Below are 20,229 nucleotides of genomic sequence, written 5' to 3'. Positions count from 1 at the left end.
CTCTATCAGACTCTTTCGTGTCCGATTCCCCGTCGGAGCGGGGTTCGCTTTCCAGTTCTTCGCTTTCGCGCTTTCCCTTTCCGGCGGTTCCGACTTTATCAGAAGTTCTCCGAGTCGGATTCCCACCCTCCGGGGTTGGACTCCAGGCACATGAATAACCCGGCGTTCCCGTTCAGGTGGAGCCGTAAACGTACTGGAGCGGGGGGCCTCGAAGCAAATCGAGGCCCCCCGCTCCACGTAGCGCGTCGAACCGTCAGACCTCGACCACCACGGGGAGGATCATCGGGCGCCGACGGTAGGTGTCGGAGACCCACTTGCCGACCGTACGGCGCACGAGCTGCTGGATCTGGTGCGGCTCCGCCACACCGTCCGAGCCCGACCTGGCGATGACCTCTTCCACCTTGGGCAGTACGGCCGAGAACGCGGAGTCCTCGATGCCGGAGCCGCGGGCGTGGAAGTGCGGGCCGCCGACGACCTTGCCGGTGGTCGAGTCGACCACCACGAAGACCGAGATGATGCCCTCGTCGCCCAGGATGCGGCGGTCCTTCAGGGACGTCTCCGTCACGTCGCCGACCGAGAGGCCGTCGACGTAGACATAGCCGGCCTGGACCTTGCCCACGATTCTGGCCTTGCCGTCGACCAGGTCGACGACGACGCCGTCCTCCGCGATGACGATGTGGTCCTTGGGGACCCCCGTCAGCGCGCCCAGTTCTGCGTTGGCCCGCAGATGGCGCCATTCGCCGTGGACCGGCATCAGGTTCTTCGGCTTGCAGATGTTGTAGAAGTACAGCAGCTCGCCGGCCGAGGCGTGGCCCGAGACATGGACCTTGGCGTTGCCCTTGTGGATGACGTTCGCGCCCCACCTGGTCAGGCCGTTGATCACGCGGTAGACCGCGTTCTCGTTGCCCGGGATCAGGGACGACGCGAGGATCACCGTGTCGCCCTGGACGATCCGGATCTGGTGGTCGCGGTTGGCCATCCGGGAGAGCGCGGCCATCGGCTCGCCCTGGGAGCCCGTGCAGACCAGGACCACTTCGTGGTCGGGGAGGTCGTCGAGGGTCTTGACGTCGACGACCAGGCCCGGCGGCACCCTCAGGTAGCCCAGGTCACGGGCGATGCCCATGTTCCGGACCATCGAACGGCCGACGAAGGCGACCCTCCGGCCGTATTCGTGCGCGGCGTCGAGGATCTGCTGGATGCGGTGGACGTGGCTGGCGAAGCTCGCCACGATGATCCGCTTCTGGGCGCTTCCGAAGACCTGGCGCAGGACGTTGGAGATGTCCCGCTCCGGCGGGACGAAGCCCGGCACCTCGGCGTTGGTGGAGTCCGAGAGCAGCAGATCGATGCCCTCCTCGCCGAGCTTGGCGAAGGTGGGCAGGTCGGTCAGCCTGCGGTCCAGCGGGAGCTGGTCCATCTTGAAGTCACCCGTGTGGACGACCATGCCCGCGGGGGTGCGGATGGCGACCGCCAGGGCGTCCGGGATGGAGTGGTTGACCGCGACGAACTCGCAGTCGAACGGGCCGATGCGCTCGCGGTGCCCCTCGGTGACCTCAAGGGTGTACGGGCGGATGCGGTGCTCCTGGAGCTTCGCCTCGATCAGCGCGAGGGTCAGCTTGGAGCCGATCAGCGGGATGTCGGGCTTCAGCCGGAGCAGGTAGGGGACGCCACCGATGTGGTCCTCGTGGCCGTGCGTGAGCACGATCCCGTCGATGTCGTCGAGACGGTCCCTGATGGTGCTGAAGTCCGGCAGGATCAGGTCGATGCCGGGCTGCTCCTCCTCCGGGAAGAGCACGCCGCAGTCGACGATGAGCAGACGGCCGTTGTACTCGAAGACCGTCATGTTCCGGCCGATTTCGCCCAGACCGCCGAGCGGGGTTACGCGCAGGCCGTTCTTGGGCAGCTTCGGCGGGGCGCCGAGCTCAGGATGCGGATGACTCAAAAGACTCTCCTCACCACACGCGCCACGTACCGCTGAGGCACGTGGCGCGCATGACATTCGTGCACTTGCAGTTGTCTGTGTATACCGATGTGTCGGTAATGACCATGACCGTCGGTCACTGGTCGCGATCTTGATCTGCTGTCCTCGCGTATTCAGTTGTGAAGTCTGTGGTTAGAGCTGTACCCCGCCCGCGGCCAGATCGATCTTGAGCTGGGCTGTTTCGTGGGCCGACAGCTCGACGAGCGGGAGGCGCAGCGGTCCGGCCGGCAGCTTCTGCAGGGTGAGCGCGGCCTTGGTGGTGATCACGCCCTGGGTGCGGAACATGCCGGTGAAGACCGGGAGCAGCTTCTGGTGGATCTCCGTGGCCTTCTGGACGTCACCGGTGAGGTGGGCGTCGAGCAGGGCGCACAGCTCCGGGGTGACCACGTGGCCGACGACGGAGACGAATCCGACCGCGCCGACGGAGAGCAGCGGCAGGTTGAGCATGTCGTCGCCGGAGTACCAGGCGAGACCCGACTGGGCGATGGCCCAGCTCGCGCGGCCGAGGTCGCCCTTGGCGTCCTTGTTGGCGACGATCCGCGGGTGCTGCGCCAGCCGGACGATCGTCTCGGTGTCGATGGGGACACCGCTGCGGCCGGGGATGTCGTAGAGCATGACCGGCAGGCCGGTGGCGTCGGCGATGGCGGTGAAGTGCCGCAGGAGTCCTTCCTGCGGCGGCTTGTTGTAGTACGGGGTCACGGCGAGCAGGCCGTGTGCTCCGGCGCGTTCGGCCGCGCGGGCCAGCTCCAGGCTGTGCCGGGTGTCATTGGTGCCGACCCCGGCGACGATGTGGGCCCGGTCTCCTACGGCCTCCAGTACCGCCCGTACGAGCTGGTCTTTCTCCGCATCACTGGTGGTCGGCGACTCACCGGTGGTGCCGTTCAGGACCAGGCCGTCGTTGCCTGCGTCCACCAGATGGACGGCGAGCCGCTGGGCACCGTCGAGGTCGATTGCGCCGTCAGCCGTGAAGGGCGTGACCATGGCGGTGAGGACCCGCCCGAAGGGGGTCTGCGGAGTGGAGATCGGAGCCATGGGTAACACGCTACTCGCTGCTCAGCTCGCCGTGTCCCCTTGGGGGACGGGACAAGAGGAGCCCGGCACTGCCTGCTCGGGGGTTCAGGCAGTGCCGGGTCCGTTTGATCAGCCTAGATGAACTTCTCGAAACGCCGCAATACGGACACTTCACTCGACCGACCGTACATCTGTGCCCCGGACGGGTCGCGAACGGCCTCCGGAAGGCTGTCCGGCGACCGGCGCGAAACCCCTGGAGCCCAGTCCGCCCAAGGGCCCTGCGCCGCTACGGGGCCACGCGGCCGTTCATGTTGAAAGCCGCGTGGGTGAGCGGCATGAGCTGCGCCCAGTGCTCCTCCATCCGCTCACCGACCATCTCGATCTCCCGCTGCGGGAAGGACGGCACCTTCGCCTGCTCGTGCTGGGTGCGCAGGCCGAGGAAGTGCATCAGCGAGCGCGCGTTGCACGTGGCGTACATCGAGGAGAAGAGACCGACCGGCAGTGCCGCACGGGCCACCTCGCGGGCCACGCCCGCCGCCAGCATCTCCTGGTACGCCTCGTACGCCTGGACGTACGAGTTCTGCAGCGCACGCTCCGTGAGCGCCTGCTGGGCCTCCGTCCCGGCCACGAACTCGTACTTGCCGGGACGTCCCTGCTGGACGAGCTTGCGGTCCTGCCCCGGGACGTAGAAGACCGGCTGGAGCTCCCGGTAGCGGCCGGATTCCTCGTTGTACGACCAGCCGACGCGATGGCGCATGAACTCGCGGAAGACGAAGATCGGGGCGCTGATGAAGAAGGTCATCGAGTTGTGCTCGAACGGGCTGCCGTGGCGGTCCCGCATCAGGAAGTTGATGAGGCCCTTCGAGCGCTCGGGGTCCTTCGTCAGCTCTTCGAGGGAGTGCTCACCTGCGGTGGAGACGCGCGCGGCCCACAGCACGTCGGAGTCGCCTGCGGCGTGCTTCACCAGCTCCACGGTGACATCGCTACGGAAGCTCGGTTTGGTCTCGGCGGGGGTGTCGCTCACCTGCGGGGTCCTTCCAGTCTCATCTCGGGCGGCGCCCACTCTACGGCGCGGCACTGACAGTGCCGGTGACGGAGAGCGTCGGCCACGACCGGTGTTCCTCGGCCAATCCGGGGAATTCGGGCACCGAATGGCGCTGTTGTTCGTCCTAAGAAGTAGCAATCGACACACCAGCGGCGTTACGCACCACGACCGCACAAGACCGCAAGGAGGAGTCCCTCCATGTTCCGCCGGCGAGAAGCCGTCCCGTTCACATTTGTCGCCGAGGCCGACCGCTTCCGCAGTAATGTCACTCCCCCGCCCCGACAGCGGGCCAGTACCTCGCAGCTCATGGGCCGTACGCTGATCGGGCTCACCATCGCCGCCGGTTTCGCCGGTGCGCTGCTCCTCGGGATGCCGGCGCTGAGTACGGAGCAGTCGTCCGGCCACACGCAGCAGTCGGAAGCATCACAGGGCCGCTGACACATCCGGCCCCCCTGGGGTGGTCCGGGCGGGGGCGTGATCGATAACCTCACCGGGCACAGCAATCGAGCGTGCTTGTGAGTGAGGATCAGTCGTGCCCCTGCCCTTCCTGACGGCCGACCGGGCGTTTGACGCGACCACCGAGGATGTCGCACTGCCCTTCGACGATCATGATCAATGGCGGCGTCCGTACCGCCCGGGCCCCTGGCGGGTGGCGGCCTCGGCGCTGCTTCTGCTGCTGGCCTCGTTCGTTCTGCTCGCCGCGATGATCACCGCCTTCGCGGGCGGGATGTCGGGGGCGATGTTCTGCCTGGGCGTCGCGGCCGTGGCCATCGCCGTCGCGCTGCGTCTGCTGCGGGTCGGCGCGTGGGTGAGCCGCCACGGGGTACGGCGCGTGAGCCTGCTCCGTACGACGACCCTGCCGTGGAACCAGGCCACAGCCGTCCGTACGGTCCAGCAGCCGGTCCGCTGGCTCGGGCTGCCCCGTACGGTGCAGGGGCAGGCGCTGGTCGTCGTACGCCGTCAGGGTGAACCTCTGGCGCTGCTCACCGACCACAACGCGGACTTCCTGTCCCGTACGGAGGCGTTCGACCGGGCGGCCGACACGGTCGAGGTGTGGGGCGACGAGTACCGCGACGCCTGAGCGAAAACGACGGAGCGGGGCCCGGCCACGGTGGCCGGGCCCCGCTCCGTCGTGTCGGGCCCATCGCGCCGTACGGGGCGGCTGACCTGGGCGTACAGGAATCCTGGACGGGCCGGGGCGGACGACGGGCCGGGGCCGGACGACGGGCCCGGGTCAGACCTGGACGGGTCTGCCGGCGTGGAGTGCGATGGCCCGCTGCATCGCCTTGCGGGCGCGCGGGGTGTCCCTGGCGTCGTGGTAGGCGACCGCGAGCCGGAACCAGCAGCGCCAGTCGTCCGGCGAGTCCTCCGTCTCGGCGCGGCGCGCCGCGAAGACGGAGTCCGCGGAGTCCCGGTCGATCCGGCCGCCCGGTGTGCGGACCAGCTCGTCGACCGGCAGCCCTCCCTCGGCCTCCAGCTCCGTCGCGAGCCGGTTCGCGCGGTTGACGAACTGGGTGTTCTTCCAGAGGAACCAGACACCGATGACGGGCAGGATCAGCACCGCGACGCCGAAGGTCACGGTGAGCGCCGTGCCGTGCTCGATCAACAGCACGCCGCGGCTGCCGACCAGGACGAAATAGACGACCAGGACGGCGGCCGTGACACAGTAAGTGATCTTCGCGCGCATGGGGTCAGCTCAGGTCGAGGAAGTGTTCGAGGCCGACGGTGAGCCCCGGGGCGGAGATCACGCGCCGTACACCGAGCAGGATGCCCGGCATGAAGCTGCTGTGGTGCAGCGAGTCGTGGCGGACGGTGAGTGTCTCGCCCTCAGCGCCCAGGATGACCTCCTGGTGCGCGAGGAGGCCGCGCAGCCGTACGGAGTGCACCGGTACGCCGTCGACGTCGGCGCCGCGCGCCCCGTCCAGCGCCGTGACCGTCGCGTCGGGCTGCGGGGCGCTGCCCGCCTGGGCCCGGGCGGCGGCGATGAGCTGGGCGGTGCGGGTGGCCGTCCCGGACGGCGCGTCGGCCTTGTTCGGGTGGTGCAGCTCGATGACCTCGACCGACTCGAAGTAGCGGGCCGCCGTCTCGGAGAACTTCATGGTGAGGACCGCGCCGATGGAGAAGTTCGCCGCGATCAGCACGCCCGTCCGCGGGGAGGCGTCGAGCGAGGTGTGAAGCTGCGCGAGCCGTTCGTCGGTCCAGCCGGTGGTGCCGACGACCGCGTGGATGCCGTGGCGTACGCAGAAGTCGAGGTTGCCCATCACCGAGGCCGGTGTGGTCAGCTCCACCACGACCTCGGCGCCGGCCTCCACCAGGTTCTCCAGCTTGTCGCCCCGGCCGAGGGCGGCGACCAGTTCGAGGTCCTCGGCGGCCTCGACGGCACGTACGGCCTCGGAGCCGATACGGCCCTTCGCGCCCAGAACGGCCACGCGCAGCTTGCTCATTGCTCTGTTTCCTTCACCTTCGGGGGTACGGCCCGGCCGGTGGCCCGGTCAGGAGACCGCTTCGTCGAGGCGGGCGGCCTGCTTGTCCTTGAGCGGTCCGATGACGGACAGCGAGGGACGCTGTCCCAGTACATCGCGGGCGACCGCGCGTACGTCGTCGGGGGTGACCGCCGCTATCCGTCCCAGCATCTCGTCGACGGACATCTGGGTGCCCCAGCACAGCTCGCTCTTGCCGATACGGTTCATCAGCGCGCCGGTGTCCTCCAGGCCGAGGACGGTGGAGCCGGAGAGCTGGCCGACGGCGCGTTCGATCTCGTCGTCGGCTAGTCCGTCCGCGGCGACCCGGTCCAGCTCGTCGCGGCAGATCTTCAGGACGTCGTGGACCTGGTTCGGGCGGCAGCCCGCGTAGACCCCGAAGAGCCCGCAGTCGGCGAAGCCCGAGGTGTACGAGTACACGCTGTAGGCGAGGCCGCGCTTCTCCCGTACCTCCTGGAAGAGCCGGGAACTCATGCCGCCGCCGAGCGCCGTGTTCAGTACGCCGAGCGCCCAGCGGCGCTCGTCGGTACGGGACAGGCCCGGCATGCCGAGGACGACGTGGGCCTGCTCGGTCCTGCGGTTCAGCAGGTCGACGCGGCCCGCGGCCCGTACGGAGCGGCTGCCGTCACGGGGCGCGACGGGGGCCGCGTCCGTACGGGAGAGGGCGCCGGCCCGGTCGAAGGCCTTGCGGACCTGGCGTACCACCGTGGCGTGGTCGACGTTGCCCGCGGCGGCGACGACGAGGCGCGTCGGGTCGTAGTGCTTCTTGTAGAAGCGGCTGATCCGGTCGCGGTCCAGGGCGTTGACGGTGTCCACCGTGCCCAGGACGGGGCGTCCGAGGGGGCTGTCGCCGAACATGGTCTGCGCGAACAGGTCGTGCACGCAGTCGCCCGGGTCGTCCTCGGTCATCGCGATCTCTTCGAGGATGACACCGCGCTCGGCGTCGACGTCCGACGTCTCGATGAGCGAACCGGTGAGCATGTCGCAGACGACGTCGATGGCGAGCGGCAGATCCGTGTCGAGCACCCGCGCGTAGTAGCAGGTGTACTCCTTGGCGGTGAACGCGTTCATTTCGCCGCCGACCGCGTCGATCGCGGAGGAGATGTCGAGGGCGCTGCGCCGCTCCGTGCCCTTGAAGAGCAGGTGTTCCAGATAGTGCGTGGCGCCGTTGAGGGCGGGCGTCTCGTCGCGGGAGCCGACCTGTACCCAGATGCCGAAGGTCGCGGAACGTACCGACGGCAGGGTTTCGGTGACCACGCGCAGGCCGCCGGGGAGGGTCGTACGGCGGACCGTGCCGATCCCGTTCTCGCCCTTGAGCAGGGTTTGGGTACGGGCGACGGCCCGCGCCTCCGAGGAGGTGCGGGCCGTCGTCCTGGAGCTGGCTGTCACTTCGCGGCTTCGTCCTTCGCGTCCTCGGACTCGCCGGACTCCTCGCCCTCGATCACGGGGATGAGGGAGAGCTTGCCGCGCTGGTCGATCTCGGCGATCTCGACCTGGACCTTCTGGCCCACCCCGAGGACGTCCTCGACGTTCTCGACGCGCTTGCCACCGGCGAGCTTGCGGATCTGCGAGATGTGCAGCAGTCCGTCCTTGCCCGGGAGCAGCGACACGAACGCACCGAAGGTGGTCGTCTTGACGACCGTGCCCAGGTAGCGCTCGCCGACCTCCGGCATGGTCGGGTTGGCGATGCCGTTGATCGTGGCGCGGGCGGCCTCGGCGGCCGGACCGTCGGCGGCACCGATGTAGATCGTGCCGTCGTCCTCGATCGTGATGTCGGCGCCGGTGTCCTCCTGGATCTGGTTGATCATCTTGCCCTTGGGGCCGATGACCTCGCCGATCTTGTCCACGGGGATCTTGACGGTGATGATCCGCGGGGCGTTCGGGGACATCTCGTCCGGGACGTCGATGGCCTCGTTCATCACGTCGAGGATGTGGAGGCGGGCGTCGCGGGCCTGCTTCAGCGCGGCGGCCAGGACCGAGGCGGGGATGCCGTCGAGCTTGGTGTCGAGCTGGAGCGCGGTGACGAACGTCTTCGTACCGGCGACCTTGAAGTCCATGTCGCCGTAGGCGTCCTCCGCACCGAGGATGTCGGTGAGGGCGACGTAGTGGGTCTTGCCGTCGATCTCCTGGGAGATGAGGCCCATGGCGATACCGGCGACGGGGGCCTTGAGCGGCACACCGGCGTTCAGCAGCGACATGGTGGAGGCGCAGACCGAGCCCATGGACGTGGAGCCGTTGGAGCCCAGCGCCTCGGAGACCTGGCGGATCGCGTACGGGAACTCCTCGCGCGTCGGCAGGACCGGCACGATCGCGCGCTCGGCGAGCGCGCCGTGGCCGATCTCTCGGCGCTTCGGCGAGCCGACGCGGCCGGTCTCACCGACGGAGTACGGCGGGAAGTTGTAGTTGTGCATGTAGCGCTTGCGCGTCACCGGGGAGAGGGTGTCGAGCTGCTGCTCCATGCGGAGCATGTTGAGGGTGGTGACGCCCAGGATCTGGGTCTCGCCACGCTCGAACAGCGCGGAGCCGTGCACGCGCGGGATGGCCTCGACCTCGGCGGCGAGCGTACGGATGTCCGTGACGCCGCGGCCGTCGATGCGGACCTTGTCCTTGATGACGCGCTCGCGGACCAGGGACTTCGTCAGCGCGCGGTAGGCGCCGGAGATCTCCTTCTCGCGGCCCTCGAACTGCGGGAGCAGCTTCTCGGCGGCGAGCTCCTTGACGCGGTCGAGCTCGGCCTCGCGGTCCTGCTTGCCCGCGATGGTGAGCGCCTGGGCCAGCTCGGACCTGACGGCCGCGGTGAGGGCCTCCAGGACGTCGTCCTGGTAGTCCAGGAAGACCGGGAACTCGCCGGTGGGCTTGGCGGCCTTGGCGGCGAGGTCGGCCTGAGCCTTGCAGAGCGCCTTGATGAAGGGCTTCGCGGCTTCCAGACCGGCGGCGACGACCTCCTCGGTGGGGGCGTCGGCGCCGTCCTTGACGAGCTGGATGGTCTTCGTGGTGGCCTCGGCCTCGACCATCATGATCGCGACGTCGCCGTCCTCCAGGACACGGCCGGCGACGACCATGTCGAAGACGGCGTCCTCCAGCTCCGTGTGGGTCGGGAACGCGACCCACTGGCCCTTGATCAGGGCGACACGGGTGCCGCCGATCGGGCCGGAGAAGGGCAGGCCCGCGAGCTGCGTGGAGCAGGAGGCGGCGTTGATCGCGACCACGTCGTACAGGTGGTCGGGGTTGAGCGCCATGATCGTCTCGACGATCTGGATCTCGTTGCGCAGGCCCTTCTTGAAGGAGGGGCGCAGCGGACGGTCGATGAGGCGGCAGGTGAGGATCGCGTCCTCGGAGGGCCGGCCCTCACGGCGGAAGAAGGAGCCGGGGATCTTGCCGGCCGCGTACTGCCGCTCCTCGACGTCCACCGTGAGGGGGAAGAAGTCGAGCTGGTCCTTGGGCTTCTTGGAGGCGGTGGTGGCCGACAGCACCATGGTGTCGTCGTCCAGGTAGGCCACGGCGGAACCGGCGGCCTGCCTGGCCAGCCGTCCCGTCTCGAAGCGGATGGTGCGGGTGCCGAAGGTTCCGTTGTCGATAACGGCCTCGGCGTAGTGGGTCTCGTTCTCCACTAGTGATTTCTCCTCGTCTTCGTCCGGTGCCCGTGTGGCAGGGGACGTGGCGGAGGAGCGCTCCTTGGTGCGGGCCGGTCTTCGATCGAAGCACCCGGGGCGGCGGCATGGGCCGCGCCTTTCCGGGCGCCACTACCGAGGACCGGCGGCGGTGGAGGTCGCTCCCCCTCTTCAGTTGTGCTCGTGCGTCCAGGTTACTGAGCTTGGCCGCGGGATGGCATTCCGGCCGTCCCGGGCGAGGCGCCCGGTCCGCCTCCGTACGGGGCGCGTGGTGGCGGCGTGTGGTCCCGCCTCCGTGAGCTACCCCGTACATACGGCGAAGGGAGCGATTCCCCGGATGTGGGAACCGCTCCCTTCACGGCGTCTTACTTGGCGCCGCCGGCCGCACCGCGGCGGATGCCCAGGCGGTCGACCAGCGCACGGAAGCGCTGGATGTCCTTCTTGGCCAGGTACTGGAGCAGGCGACGGCGCTGCCCGACCAGGATGAGCAGACCACGACGCGAGTGGTGGTCGTGCTTGTGGAGCTTGAGGTGCTCGGTCAGGTCCGAGATCCGGCGCGACAGCATGGCGACCTGGACCTCGGGGGAGCCGGTGTCACCTTCCTTGGTGCCGAACTCGGTCATGATCTGCTTCTTCGTAGCGGCGTCGAGCGACACGCGTACTCCTCGTGAGTCTTCTTGGCCACCGAGTGCCCCAGGTCGAATACTCTGGGGAGCTTCCGTTACTCGGGAGGCGGGAGATCCGTTGCGCGCCGACCGCGGAGCCAGTGGCTTCGGTGGTCGCGTACACAAACGGCCGTCGCCCAGGGTATCAGCCCCGGGGTGAGCCCTCGTCCCCCGCCCCGTCGCCCCGCTCCTCCGTCTTCTTACGCCGCCGTCTTCCCGGGTCGCCTTCTCCCCGGGCCGTTGGTCAGCTCGTGAGCGCGCGGGCCGCGCTGAAGACGTCGAGCACGGCGAGGCAGAGCGGCACCAGCGAGAGCAGCACCGCGCCCTCGGCGAGGTCGAGGAGACGCCCCCAGAACGGGGAGAGGCCCTTGCGCGGGATGATCAGGCCGATCGCGGTGATCAGGGCGGCGCCGGCCGCGACGCTCGCGGTGAGCCAGATCGTACGGATGTCGAGGGCGCCGCGGTCGCCGTACACCAGGAGCTCCCTGACGTGGTCGACGGGCGGGTTCAGCGAGAGCCCGAGGATCAGCAGGGCGATCGCGGAGATGCCCGCGGCGAGCGCGCAGACGACCTGGGAGGTGTAGCGGAACAGGCGGGCGCGCAGCAGCGCCGCGAGGCCCGCCGTGAGGGCGAGGAGCTGGGCCCAGACGGTGTCCGAGAAGCCGAGGACCGCGGCGGAGCCGACGACGACCGCCGCGCAGCCGCCGACCAGGCCGAGGAGCATCTCGTGGCCGCGGCGGGCCTGTGCGGCGATGCGCGCGGCGTCGACGGGCTCTGCGTCGGGGGTGGTGTTCGGGTCGCCGAGCGGGTCGTACGTGCCGTAGGCGTCGCCGGACGTGTCGTTCCCGGCGGCGCGCGGCGAGGCGTAGCCGATGGGGAGGCGGGCGAAGCGCGCGGAGAGGCCGGGCAGGAAGGCGACGAGGCCGACGGCGACGGGGACGCACACGGCCGCGGTGTCGGTGGCCGACGCCTCGGTGAGGATCATGACGAACGTGGCGAGGGTGCCGACGGTCGCCAGGAACGTGGCGGCGACGAAGGGCGCGTCGCCGCTCGGGGTGAGCGCGACGAGGACTACGGACGCGACGAGGACCGTGACGCAGCCGAGCAGGAACTGGAGCCGTCCTGGCCCCTGGCCCGGGTCGGGGGCCAGGATGCCGGAGCCGGCGATCAGCAGCAGGGGCAGCGCGCCGAGGCCGAGGGCGACGGCGGTGGCGCGGTCGGCGTACACCCGGGCCCGTACGCCCGCGAAGGCGGTCAGCAGGACGCCGGCGACGCCCGCGATGATGCCGGGCAGGCCGTGCATGTCGTGGCGTACGGGGTCGGCGAACCACAGGACGAAGCCCATGAGGACGAGGAGCAGGACGCCGCCGACGAGGCCGGCGCCGCGCAGCAGGTCGTCGCTCCACAGGTGGCGGTCGCGGCGTACGGCGGAGGCGACGGCGTCCGAGACGTCGTCGAACACGGCGGGCGGCAGGGACTCGGCGAAGGGGCGCAGGCTGAGGATCTCGCCGTCGAGCACCTGCTGGGCGGCGAGGGTGCGGGCGCCGTCGAGGACGGTCCCGTCGCGCCGTACGAGGTGATAGCCGGTGGGGGTGCCCGCTGTCTGGGTCTGGCCGGTGAGTCGCAGGATCTCCGGATGGACGTCGGCGACGGCGATGTCCTCCGGCAGGGCGACGTCGATCCTGCTGTCCGGCGCCACGACAGTGACGCGGCAGAAGCCGGTCGCTGCGGTCGTACTCACGTGTCTGGACCCCCTGATTCGCGGTTGCGCACGGTGCGCGCGCCACCCTACCGGGAGGGGTGCGGTGCGGCTGCACGTAGGATCACCGTCGCGCGGAGCGACGCCGTCGCCACGGGGGCGCCGGTACGGAATCGCCCGTCCGTCTTGAGGGATTGATACGCCGGTGAGCCAGATCATTGTCAAACGCCCGCCACGGTCCCTTCCGCCGGAAGTGCCCTCGGATGCGCTGACCTTGGAGGCGCCGCCCGAACTGCCGCGCGGTCAGCAGGAGGGCATGCTGATGCAGGTCCTGCCGGTGCTCGGCATGGGCTCGTCGGTGGTCTTCTTCTTCTCGCCCCAGGCGCCGCCGTTCATGCGGATCATGGGCGTGCTGATGCTGTTCTCGACGGTCGCGATGATCGCCGCGCAGATCGTCCGGTATCGCCGCGGTACGCAGGGGCAAATTGCCGACGTACGGCGCGACTACCTCAAGTACCTGGCGCAGACGCGGCGTACGGTGCGCAGGACGGCGCGGGCGCAGCGCGACGCGCAGCTCTACCTGCACCCCTCCCCCGAACAGCTCTGGTCGGTGGTGGCCGAGGGGTCGCGGGTGTGGGAACGGCGCGTGGGCGACAAGGACTTCGTCCAGGTGCGGATCGGTCTGGGGGCGCAGCAGCTCGCCACGCCGCTGGTGGCCCCGGAGACGGCGCCGGTGGATGAGCTGGAGCCGCTGTGCGCCGGTGCGATGCAGCAGTTCCTGGCGGTGCACGGCTCGCTGGACGGGCTGCCGATGGCGGTGTCGATGCGCGCCTTCTACCACGTGACGGTCTCCGGTGAGCAGGAGTCGGCGCAGGCCTCGGCGCGTGCGCTGGTCGCCCAGTTGGTGACGCTGCACTCCTGTGAGGACCTGATGGTCGCGGTGGTGGTGTCGCCGGGCGCGGCGGGGCGCTGGGAGTGGACGAAGTGGCTGCCGCACACGCAGGTGCCCGGGCAGATCGACGGGGCCGGTACGAAGCGGCTGTTCGGCGACGACCTCGGGGAGTTGGAGGGGCTGCTGCAGAGCAGGCTGGAGGGGCGTCCGCGGTTCGGCAGGGACAGTTCGCCGGTGCTGGACCAGCCGCATGTGCTCGTCGTGCTGGACGGCGGGATGGTGCCGCCGGACTCGCTGTTCGCGGCGGCCGAGGGGCTGCAGGGTGTGACGATCGTCGAGGTGGTGCCCGGGGAGCTGGACGAGCCGCGGGGTGGCCTGTCGGTGGTCGTACGGCCGGGGCGGCTGCGGCTGGAGTCCGGCGGGGGCCTGGCGTACGAGGGGGTGCCCGACGGGATCTCGCTGCCCGCGGCGGAGGCGCTGGCGCGCCAGCTCGCCCCGTTGCGTACGGGCGGGGGCGACGACGACGAACCGCTCCTGGCCAACCTGGACTTCACGGATCTGCTGGGCCTGGGCGACGCGGGGGCCGTGGACGTGGCCCGTACGTGGCGGCCCCGGTCGACGGCGGAGCGGCTGCGGGTGCCGATCGGGGTCGGTGAGGACGGCGGTCCGGTGATGCTGGACCTCAAGGAGGCCGCGCAGGAGGGCATGGGGCCGCACGGGCTCTGTGTCGGCGCGACGGGGTCCGGCAAGTCGGAGCTGCTGCGCACGCTGGTGCTGGGGCTGGCGGTCACGCACTCCTCGGAGACGCTGAACTTCGTTCTCGCGGACTTCAAAGGAGGTGCCACGTTCGCGGGGATGTCGCAGATGCCGCACGTGGCGGCGGTCATCACCAACCTGGCGGACGACTTGACGCTGGTGGACCGCATGGGGGACGCGATCCGCGGAGAGCTGCAGCGCCGTCAGGAGCTGCTGCGTTCGGCCGGCAACTACGCCAACATCCATGACTACGAGAAGGCGCGGGCGGCCGGCGCGGCGCTGGAACCGCTCGCCTCTCTGGTCCTCGTCATCGACGAGTTCTCCGAGCTGCTGACCGCCAAGCCCGACTTCATCGACATGTTCATCCAGATCGGCCGGATCGGCCGTTCGCTGGGTGTGCATCTGCTGCTGGCCTCGCAGCGGCTGGAGGAGGGCAAGCTGCGCGGTCTCGACACGTATCTCTCCTACCGCATCGGTCTGCGCACGTTCTCGGCGGCGGAGTCGCGTACGGCGCTGGGGGTGCCGGACGCGTACCACCTGCCGTCGGTGCCCGGCTCCGGGTATCTGAAGTTCGGTACGGACGAGATGACGCGCTTCAAGGCGGCGTACGTCTCGGGCACGTACCGCGCGGGCGGACCGGACCTGTCGGTGGGTCAGCTCCCCGTCGAGCGGCGGCCGGTGCTGTTCACCGCGACGCCGGTGCCGGTGGTGTACGCGGCGCCGGACCCGTCGGCGGCGTTCGTACCGCCGTCGGAGGACGAGGCGCTGGCGGACACGGTGCTGGACGTCATCGTGCGCCGGCTGGACGGGCAGGGGGTGCCCGCGCATCAGGTGTGGCTGCCGCCGCTGGACGAGGCGCCGACGCTGGACCAGTTGCTGCCGGGGATCGCGGTGACGGAGGCGCGCGGGCTGAACGCGACGGAGTACTCGCGGCCCGGCGGGCTGACCGTACCGCTCGGGCTGATCGACAAGCCCTTCGAGCAGCGCCGTGAGGTGCTCTACCGGGACTTCTCCGGGGCGGCGGGGCACATGCTGGTCGTGGGCGGCCCGCAGTCCGGCAAGTCGACCCTGATGCGGACGCTGATCTCGTCGTTCGCCCTCACCCACACACCGCGTGAAGTGCAGTTCTACGCGCTGGACTTCGGCGGCGGCGGGCTCGCGTCGCTGGCGGAGCTGCCGCATGTCGGCGGGGTCGCGTCACGGCTGGACCCGGAGCGGGTGCGGCGCACCGTCGCGGAGGTCCTGGGCGTCCTCAACCGGCGCGAGGAGTTCTTCCGCGCGAACGGCATCGACTCGATCGCCACGTACCGGCGCAAGCGCGCCGCGGGCGAACTGCCCGGCGAGGCGTGGGGCGACGTCTTCCTGGTCATCGACGGCTGGGGCGGTTTCAGGAACGACTACGACATGCTGGAGCCGATCATCTCCGACATCGCCGCGCGCGGTCTCGGTTACGGCGTCCATGTCGTGGTCACCGCCGCGCGCTACATGGAGGTGCGTGCGGCGCTCAAGGACCAGATGCTCGGCCGGCTGGAGCTGCGGCTCGGCGACGTCATGGACTCCGAGTTCGACCGCAAGGTCGCGGCGAACGTCCCGCCGGGGGTGCCGGGCCGCGGTCAGGTGCCGCAGAAGCTGCACTTCATGGGCGGCCTGCCGCGCGTCGACGGGGTGAGCGGCGCCGCGGACCTCTCGGAGGGTACGGCGGCGTTCGTACGGGCGGCGAGGACGCACTGGGCGGGCCAGGCGGCCCCGACGGTGCGGCTGCTGCCGCGCAAGCTCCCCGCCGACCAGTTGCCCAAGGGGTTCGAGTTCCCGCAGTCCGGCATCGCGGTCGCGATCGACGAGACCAATCTGGAGCCGGTGTTCGTCGACTTCGAGACCGACCCGTTCTTCCTGGTCTTCGGCGAGAGCGAGTCCGGCAAGACCAACCTGCTGCGGCTGATCGCGAAGCAGCTCGCCGAGCGGTACACCCCCGACCAGGCGAAGTTCGTGGTCGGTGACTACCGGCGGACGCTGCTGGGGGCGCTGTCGGAGCCCCACCTGCTGGAGTACGCGCCGATGGCCTCGTCCATGCAGATGCACATGGAGGCGCTGGGCGGCGTCTTCGCGCGCCGCCAGCCCCCGACGGACGTCACACCGCAGCAGCTCAGGGACCGGAGCTGGTGGAGCGGGCCGCAGATCTTCATCATCGTCGACGACTACGACCTGGTGGCGACCAACTCGGGCAATCCGCTGGCCCCGCTCGCGGAGTACCTGCCCTTCGCCCGGGACACCGGGGTCCGCTTCATCATCGCGCGGAACGCGGCGGGCGCCTCACGGGCCCTGTACGAGCCGTTCATGCAGCGCGTACTGGAACTGGGCGCCCAGGGAGTGGTCCTGTCGGGCGACCCGTCCGAGGGCGACCTGATCGGCCGCGTACGGGCGACTCCGATGCCGCCGGGCCGTGGCTACTTCGCCTCGCGCAAGCGCGGCAATCCGCTGGTGCAGACGGGGCGGCTGCCGGGAGTGTGAGGTGCGTGCGCCGGGCGTGTGCGGTACACGCCCGGCGCACGCGTGCACCTGAACAGATTTCACAACGGGGAGAGAGATCATGGGATTTGACGAGGAGTGGGGCCGGCTGCGCTCCGACGCCACCGCGAGCCAGTCGACGGGGATGCGGCTGAACAGCGCCGGAACGGGCCCGCTGCTTCCAGGAACAGAGGACCTGGCGGCGACACCCGCCCAGAAGTCGTCGGCGGCGAACACCATAGAAACGGAACTGGAGCCGAACACCAAAAAGGCCGGTGCCTGGGCGGACGAGACGTCCGGAAACGCTGTCACGGACCTGGAGGGCTGGGAAACGGCAGCGGGCCTGAAAAAGGTGCAGGAGACCTGGGAAAAGCAGGTGAAGGCCCTGATGGGGCGACTCTCGGCGGAAAAGGGCGCCCTCCGGGCCACGTCCGGCCTCTTCGTGCGGAACGATGTCGAGATTGATTCCGGTTTCGCTCCGCTCAGGTCGAAGCTCAACAATCTGTAGTCCGTCGGCTCACGTACGGGGAGTGAACCATGCTGACGTATAACGATGTCATGACAGCCGACCTCGGCAAGCTCACCAGTGCCGCCGACAAGTGGCAGAGCATGGCGGGCGAGTTCAAAAAGGTGGACGATCGCTACGAAGAAGCGGTCCAGAAGGTCACCAACGGGCCCGCATGGAGCGGCGCCAGCGCCGGCGCCGCCTCTGTGAGGTCTGCCGCCACGCGGGGCGAATACTCGGGCGCCCAGACGGAGGCCAAGGCGATAGCGAGCCTGCTGCGCCAGGCGCACACACAGTTCGTCGACCTCAAGAAGAAGGTCCAGTCCGCACGCGACGATGCCATCGCGGCGGGAATGAAGGTATCCGCCCAGGGGGACGTGGCGTACGACTACGACAAACTCACCCCTGGTGAGAAGAACGCCATGCATCACGACCCGGACTATCTGACCGGCGTCCGCAAGGCCGAGGAGTCGTGGGCGAAGCTCATAAAGGACCGGGTCAAGGCCGTCAATGAATTCGACCAGGAGATCAGGACGGCTCTGGTAGCGGCGGCCGAGGGGACCAACGGCGGCAACGGTTTCAATCGAGAGGCGAAGGGCACTCTCGAAACTCCCGGCTCCCAGACGAACCTCAACGCGTGGAAGATGCGCGACGACGAGACCCTCGACGACTATCTCCTGCGCGTCCAGGGCCAGGTGGCCACGAGGGTCACCGGGAGTGAGCAGTTCGGCAACCTGCTGAAGAGCTACCTCTCGGGGACCACCACTCTCGCGGCGTTTTCCACTGCTGCAGGAATTTCACTCGGGAAGGGTCTGAGTCTCTACAAGTATTTCAAGGACCCTTCGAAAGCACTCACCGCGCCGGGCACTTTCCTGGGCAAGCTCGTCAATGACAACAGTTCCAGGCTGGCAGGAATTCCTCGCGTCGGCGGGCTTTACAGTCGGCTGCCCAACGGACTCGTCACGGCGATCACCGGGTCCGACGAGGCCGCGATGCTCGGCGGTTACATGAAGAACGGCTCGTTCTTCATGCCTTCGGCCGCCGAGGCAAACCTTCTGACCGTGGCGAAGAACGGCGGTCTCGCCAACGCGGCCAAGGCGGCGGGCTGGATGCGCGGTGCGGGAGTCGTGGGATCGGCCGGGGCAACGGTGTGGGGGGTCGCGAATCTCGCGACCTACGATTCGGAACAGATCAGCAAGGATCCCTCGAAGTTCGCCGCAGATCTCACAGGAACAGCGTTCAACGCGTCGCTCACCGCGGCAATGGTCGCACCCAACCCGGTAACCATCGGTCTCGCCGTGGGAACCGGCGTGGCCTATGGCGGAGCCCTGGTCTGGGACAACTGGGACTCCATCAAGGGCGGCACAGAAAAAGCGACGGAGTGGGTCGGCGACAAGGCGAGCGAAGTCGGTTCCTCGATTTCCTCGGGCGCGAAGAAGGTCGGCGGATTCCTCAACCCGTTCGACTGAATACCATGATCGATATGCGTGGTGATTTCGGAACCGTTCCGACACCCTGCCCAGAATCCGATGTCCGAGGAAGCCTCGGAGTCCTGGAAACCTTGGGAGAGAAATGAATAGAACGTCGTTCACCCTTGAATTCTGGGAGACCCGGAATGGACATCGATCGACCCATCAGTTCGGCTGGCGAGGCACCTCGGATGCTTTCGGCGAGGTAGTCGTGAAGTACCCCACGGTGCGCCAGAACACCCGAGCCCGTGTCGAAGTCAGTGGTGAACGGATCCCGGATTCGTGGTTCGAGGGCTTCGCGGACGGGAGCAGCCCGTCCCTGTCCCTCATGGAACTCCGCATCGGCAGCACGCCGGTTTCTTTGACCAGGCGACGGTGGGCCGTGACAAAGAGAGGCCGCTCGCTACGCCTGGTCAACGCGGAACGCAAGTACACCTGCACCGCCACCGGGCGAGGAAAGGGCTATGTCCTGGCCCGCGATGGAGTACGCATCAAGGTTGCCCAGAAAGGCCATGGGAAGAAGAAATACCAATCTGTCGACGTGAACGGTCCGGCCGACCCTGTCGACATCTCCATCGCCGTCGTCTTCACAGGCGCCAACAGGGCCAATCTGACGCTGGGGGGAGCCATTCGGTCCGCCGTGGCACGGATCCTCGACATGTTTTCCTGAACAACGGACCGAGGCTTCGCCTCTCAATGAACCAGCAGTCAATACGGGGAGTAAATGAATGCCGTCGCATGACAGTTCCAGGGCACGTTTCCGGCTGTCGGAGGAAAACGTCGCGGTCATGGGCCACCTGGCCACCGGAGAGCAGGTGCCGCCCGCCCTCGGTCCGGCGCGGAGGGAGATGCTGGATGCCGGCCTGATAGATGATTCAGGCGCTTTCGCCAGCGCCCTCGCGCCATTGGCCGCCACACTCGCCGATCCGGTGGTGGTCATCAGTGTGGAGACCATCGGTCCGCACGGCCGGCTGAACCACGGCATGATCGTCGGAAACGGTTCCGTCTTCTCCCATGATTCCTGGCCCGGCGAGACCGAGGTGGAATACGCTCGGATCGAGCCGCAGATGATGGTCTGGGCTCTGGCCCACATGGTGAATCTGCAGCGTGCCGAACCCGTCAACACCGGTGTTCCGTCCGTGGAGAGCACCGTCGGAGCACTCGACGCGGGGCTCGACAGCCTGAGCACCCTGCCCGCCGGTTCCGAGGACCCTGCCGAACACGTGACGAGGGCCCTGGCAGAAGTCGAAGGCCTGGCGGATCCCACGCTCTCCCTCCTCGCCAACATGATCAGCGAACTGCGGTCGAGCTGGCGGATGACCGCGGCCTGGCACGGCGAGGACGAAGGGAAAAAGGGAACGAAGGTACGTGGTTTCGGCATCTGGGACTGCGGACCGCTCGGCTACTGGCACCGGGAACTACCGGCGGAACCCGTACTGGAAGGGCAGGTCGGGCCCGACAGCCTCCTGAGACTCGTCCCCGTACCGGCAAAGAGAATATGGGAAATGATCACCGGAATTCTCCCTGAAGAGAAGGAATTCACCCGCCGTTGACCCATACCGAGGAAGATCGTTTCGAAGAGTCCCCACCGCGTACGCACCGACTCCGTAGAA

At 68.8% G+C, this 20,229-nt stretch carries 16 protein-coding genes; 7 read left to right on the top strand and 9 right to left on the bottom strand.

Features of this window, described 5'->3' with window-relative positions; genetic code table 11:
- Positions 1-253 precede the first annotated feature (253 nt).
- The 3 genes from ACIBJC_RS34820 to thyX all read right to left on the bottom strand — a co-directional run bounded on the left by ACIBJC_RS34820 (position 254) and on the right by thyX (position 4,013).
- A complete protein-coding gene (locus tag ACIBJC_RS34820; protein WP_329822945.1) occupies positions 254-1,939 on the bottom strand; it encodes a ribonuclease J in 1,686 nt (561 codons plus the stop codon).
- A 171-nt stretch (positions 1,940-2,110) separates the two neighbouring features.
- Positions 2,111-3,010: a 4-hydroxy-tetrahydrodipicolinate synthase gene (gene dapA, locus ACIBJC_RS34815; RefSeq protein WP_399299480.1), complete on the bottom strand. Its 900-nt coding sequence runs from the start codon at positions 3,008-3,010 to the stop codon at positions 2,111-2,113.
- Between the two features lie 265 nt (positions 3,011-3,275).
- On the bottom strand, positions 3,276-4,013 hold the full coding sequence (thyX, locus tag ACIBJC_RS34810; RefSeq protein WP_399299477.1) for an FAD-dependent thymidylate synthase: 738 nt from the start codon (positions 4,011-4,013) through the stop codon (positions 3,276-3,278).
- Between the two features lie 219 nt (positions 4,014-4,232).
- On the opposite strand from thyX, the gene ACIBJC_RS34805 reads away from it, so the two are divergent.
- Complete coding sequence (locus tag ACIBJC_RS34805; protein ID WP_399299474.1) at positions 4,233-4,472, top strand: hypothetical protein; 240 nt, start codon at positions 4,233-4,235, stop codon at positions 4,470-4,472.
- A 94-nt stretch (positions 4,473-4,566) separates the two neighbouring features.
- Entirely contained in the window at positions 4,567-5,115 is a 549-nt protein-coding gene (locus ACIBJC_RS34800; protein WP_399299471.1) for a hypothetical protein, read from the top strand.
- Between the two features lie 153 nt (positions 5,116-5,268).
- Here ACIBJC_RS34800 and ACIBJC_RS34795 read toward each other — a convergent pair whose 3' ends face one another.
- The 6 genes from ACIBJC_RS34795 to eccD form a co-directional block, all read right to left on the bottom strand.
- Positions 5,269-5,721, bottom strand: coding sequence for a hypothetical protein (locus ACIBJC_RS34795; RefSeq protein ID WP_399299468.1), 453 nt, complete (start codon positions 5,719-5,721; stop codon positions 5,269-5,271).
- Positions 5,722-5,725: 4 nt separating this feature from the next.
- Positions 5,726-6,478 carry a 4-hydroxy-tetrahydrodipicolinate reductase gene (gene dapB, locus ACIBJC_RS34790; protein ID WP_399299465.1) on the bottom strand — a complete coding sequence of 251 codons (753 nt, stop codon included), beginning with the start codon at positions 6,476-6,478 and terminating at the stop codon, positions 5,726-5,728.
- Between the two features lie 48 nt (positions 6,479-6,526).
- Positions 6,527-7,903 (bottom strand): M16 family metallopeptidase, encoded by a 1,377-nt coding sequence (locus ACIBJC_RS34785; protein ID WP_399299462.1) that lies wholly within the window; start codon positions 7,901-7,903, stop codon positions 6,527-6,529.
- Positions 7,900-10,125: a polyribonucleotide nucleotidyltransferase gene (locus ACIBJC_RS34780; RefSeq protein WP_399299459.1), complete on the bottom strand. Its 2,226-nt coding sequence runs from the start codon at positions 10,123-10,125 to the stop codon at positions 7,900-7,902. The genes ACIBJC_RS34785 and ACIBJC_RS34780 overlap by 4 nt, the downstream gene beginning before the upstream one ends.
- A 365-nt stretch (positions 10,126-10,490) precedes the next feature.
- The gene (rpsO, locus tag ACIBJC_RS34775) at positions 10,491-10,781 is read right to left on the bottom strand and encodes a 30S ribosomal protein S15 (RefSeq protein WP_319685150.1); all 291 of its coding nucleotides are present in this window, start codon (positions 10,779-10,781) and stop codon (positions 10,491-10,493) included.
- Between the two features lie 253 nt (positions 10,782-11,034).
- A complete protein-coding gene (gene eccD / locus ACIBJC_RS34770; RefSeq protein WP_399299456.1) occupies positions 11,035-12,531 on the bottom strand; it encodes a type VII secretion integral membrane protein EccD in 1,497 nt (498 codons plus the stop codon).
- Positions 12,532-12,694: 163 nt separating this feature from the next.
- Here eccD and eccCa point away from each other — a divergent pair, with 163 nt between their 5' ends.
- The 5 genes from eccCa (at position 12,695) to ACIBJC_RS34745 (ending at position 20,169) form a co-directional block, all read left to right on the top strand.
- On the top strand, positions 12,695-16,645 hold the full coding sequence (gene eccCa / locus ACIBJC_RS34765; protein ID WP_399299453.1) for a type VII secretion protein EccCa: 3,951 nt from the start codon (positions 12,695-12,697) through the stop codon (positions 16,643-16,645).
- A gap of 79 nt (positions 16,646-16,724) precedes the next feature.
- Positions 16,725-17,150 carry a hypothetical protein gene (locus tag ACIBJC_RS34760; RefSeq protein WP_399299450.1) on the top strand — a complete coding sequence of 142 codons (426 nt, stop codon included), beginning with the start codon at positions 16,725-16,727 and terminating at the stop codon, positions 17,148-17,150.
- Between the two features lie 50 nt (positions 17,151-17,200).
- Positions 17,201-18,616 carry a hypothetical protein gene (locus ACIBJC_RS34755; RefSeq protein ID WP_399299447.1) on the top strand — a complete coding sequence of 472 codons (1,416 nt, stop codon included), beginning with the start codon at positions 17,201-17,203 and terminating at the stop codon, positions 18,614-18,616.
- 211 nt (positions 18,617-18,827) lie between these two features.
- Positions 18,828-19,286 (top strand): hypothetical protein, encoded by a 459-nt coding sequence (locus ACIBJC_RS34750; protein ID WP_399299443.1) that lies wholly within the window; start codon positions 18,828-18,830, stop codon positions 19,284-19,286.
- A 58-nt stretch (positions 19,287-19,344) separates the two neighbouring features.
- A complete protein-coding gene (locus tag ACIBJC_RS34745; protein ID WP_399299440.1) occupies positions 19,345-20,169 on the top strand; it encodes a hypothetical protein in 825 nt (274 codons plus the stop codon).
- Positions 20,170-20,229: the final 60 nt, after the last annotated feature.

This window comes from Streptomyces sp. NPDC050509, from assembly GCF_044457965.1.
In the GTDB taxonomy this organism is placed as follows: Bacteria; Actinomycetota; Actinomycetes; order Streptomycetales; family Streptomycetaceae; genus Streptomyces.
The sequence above is the reverse complement of the archived record's forward strand: the minus strand, read 5'-3'. Positions and strand labels throughout refer to the sequence as shown.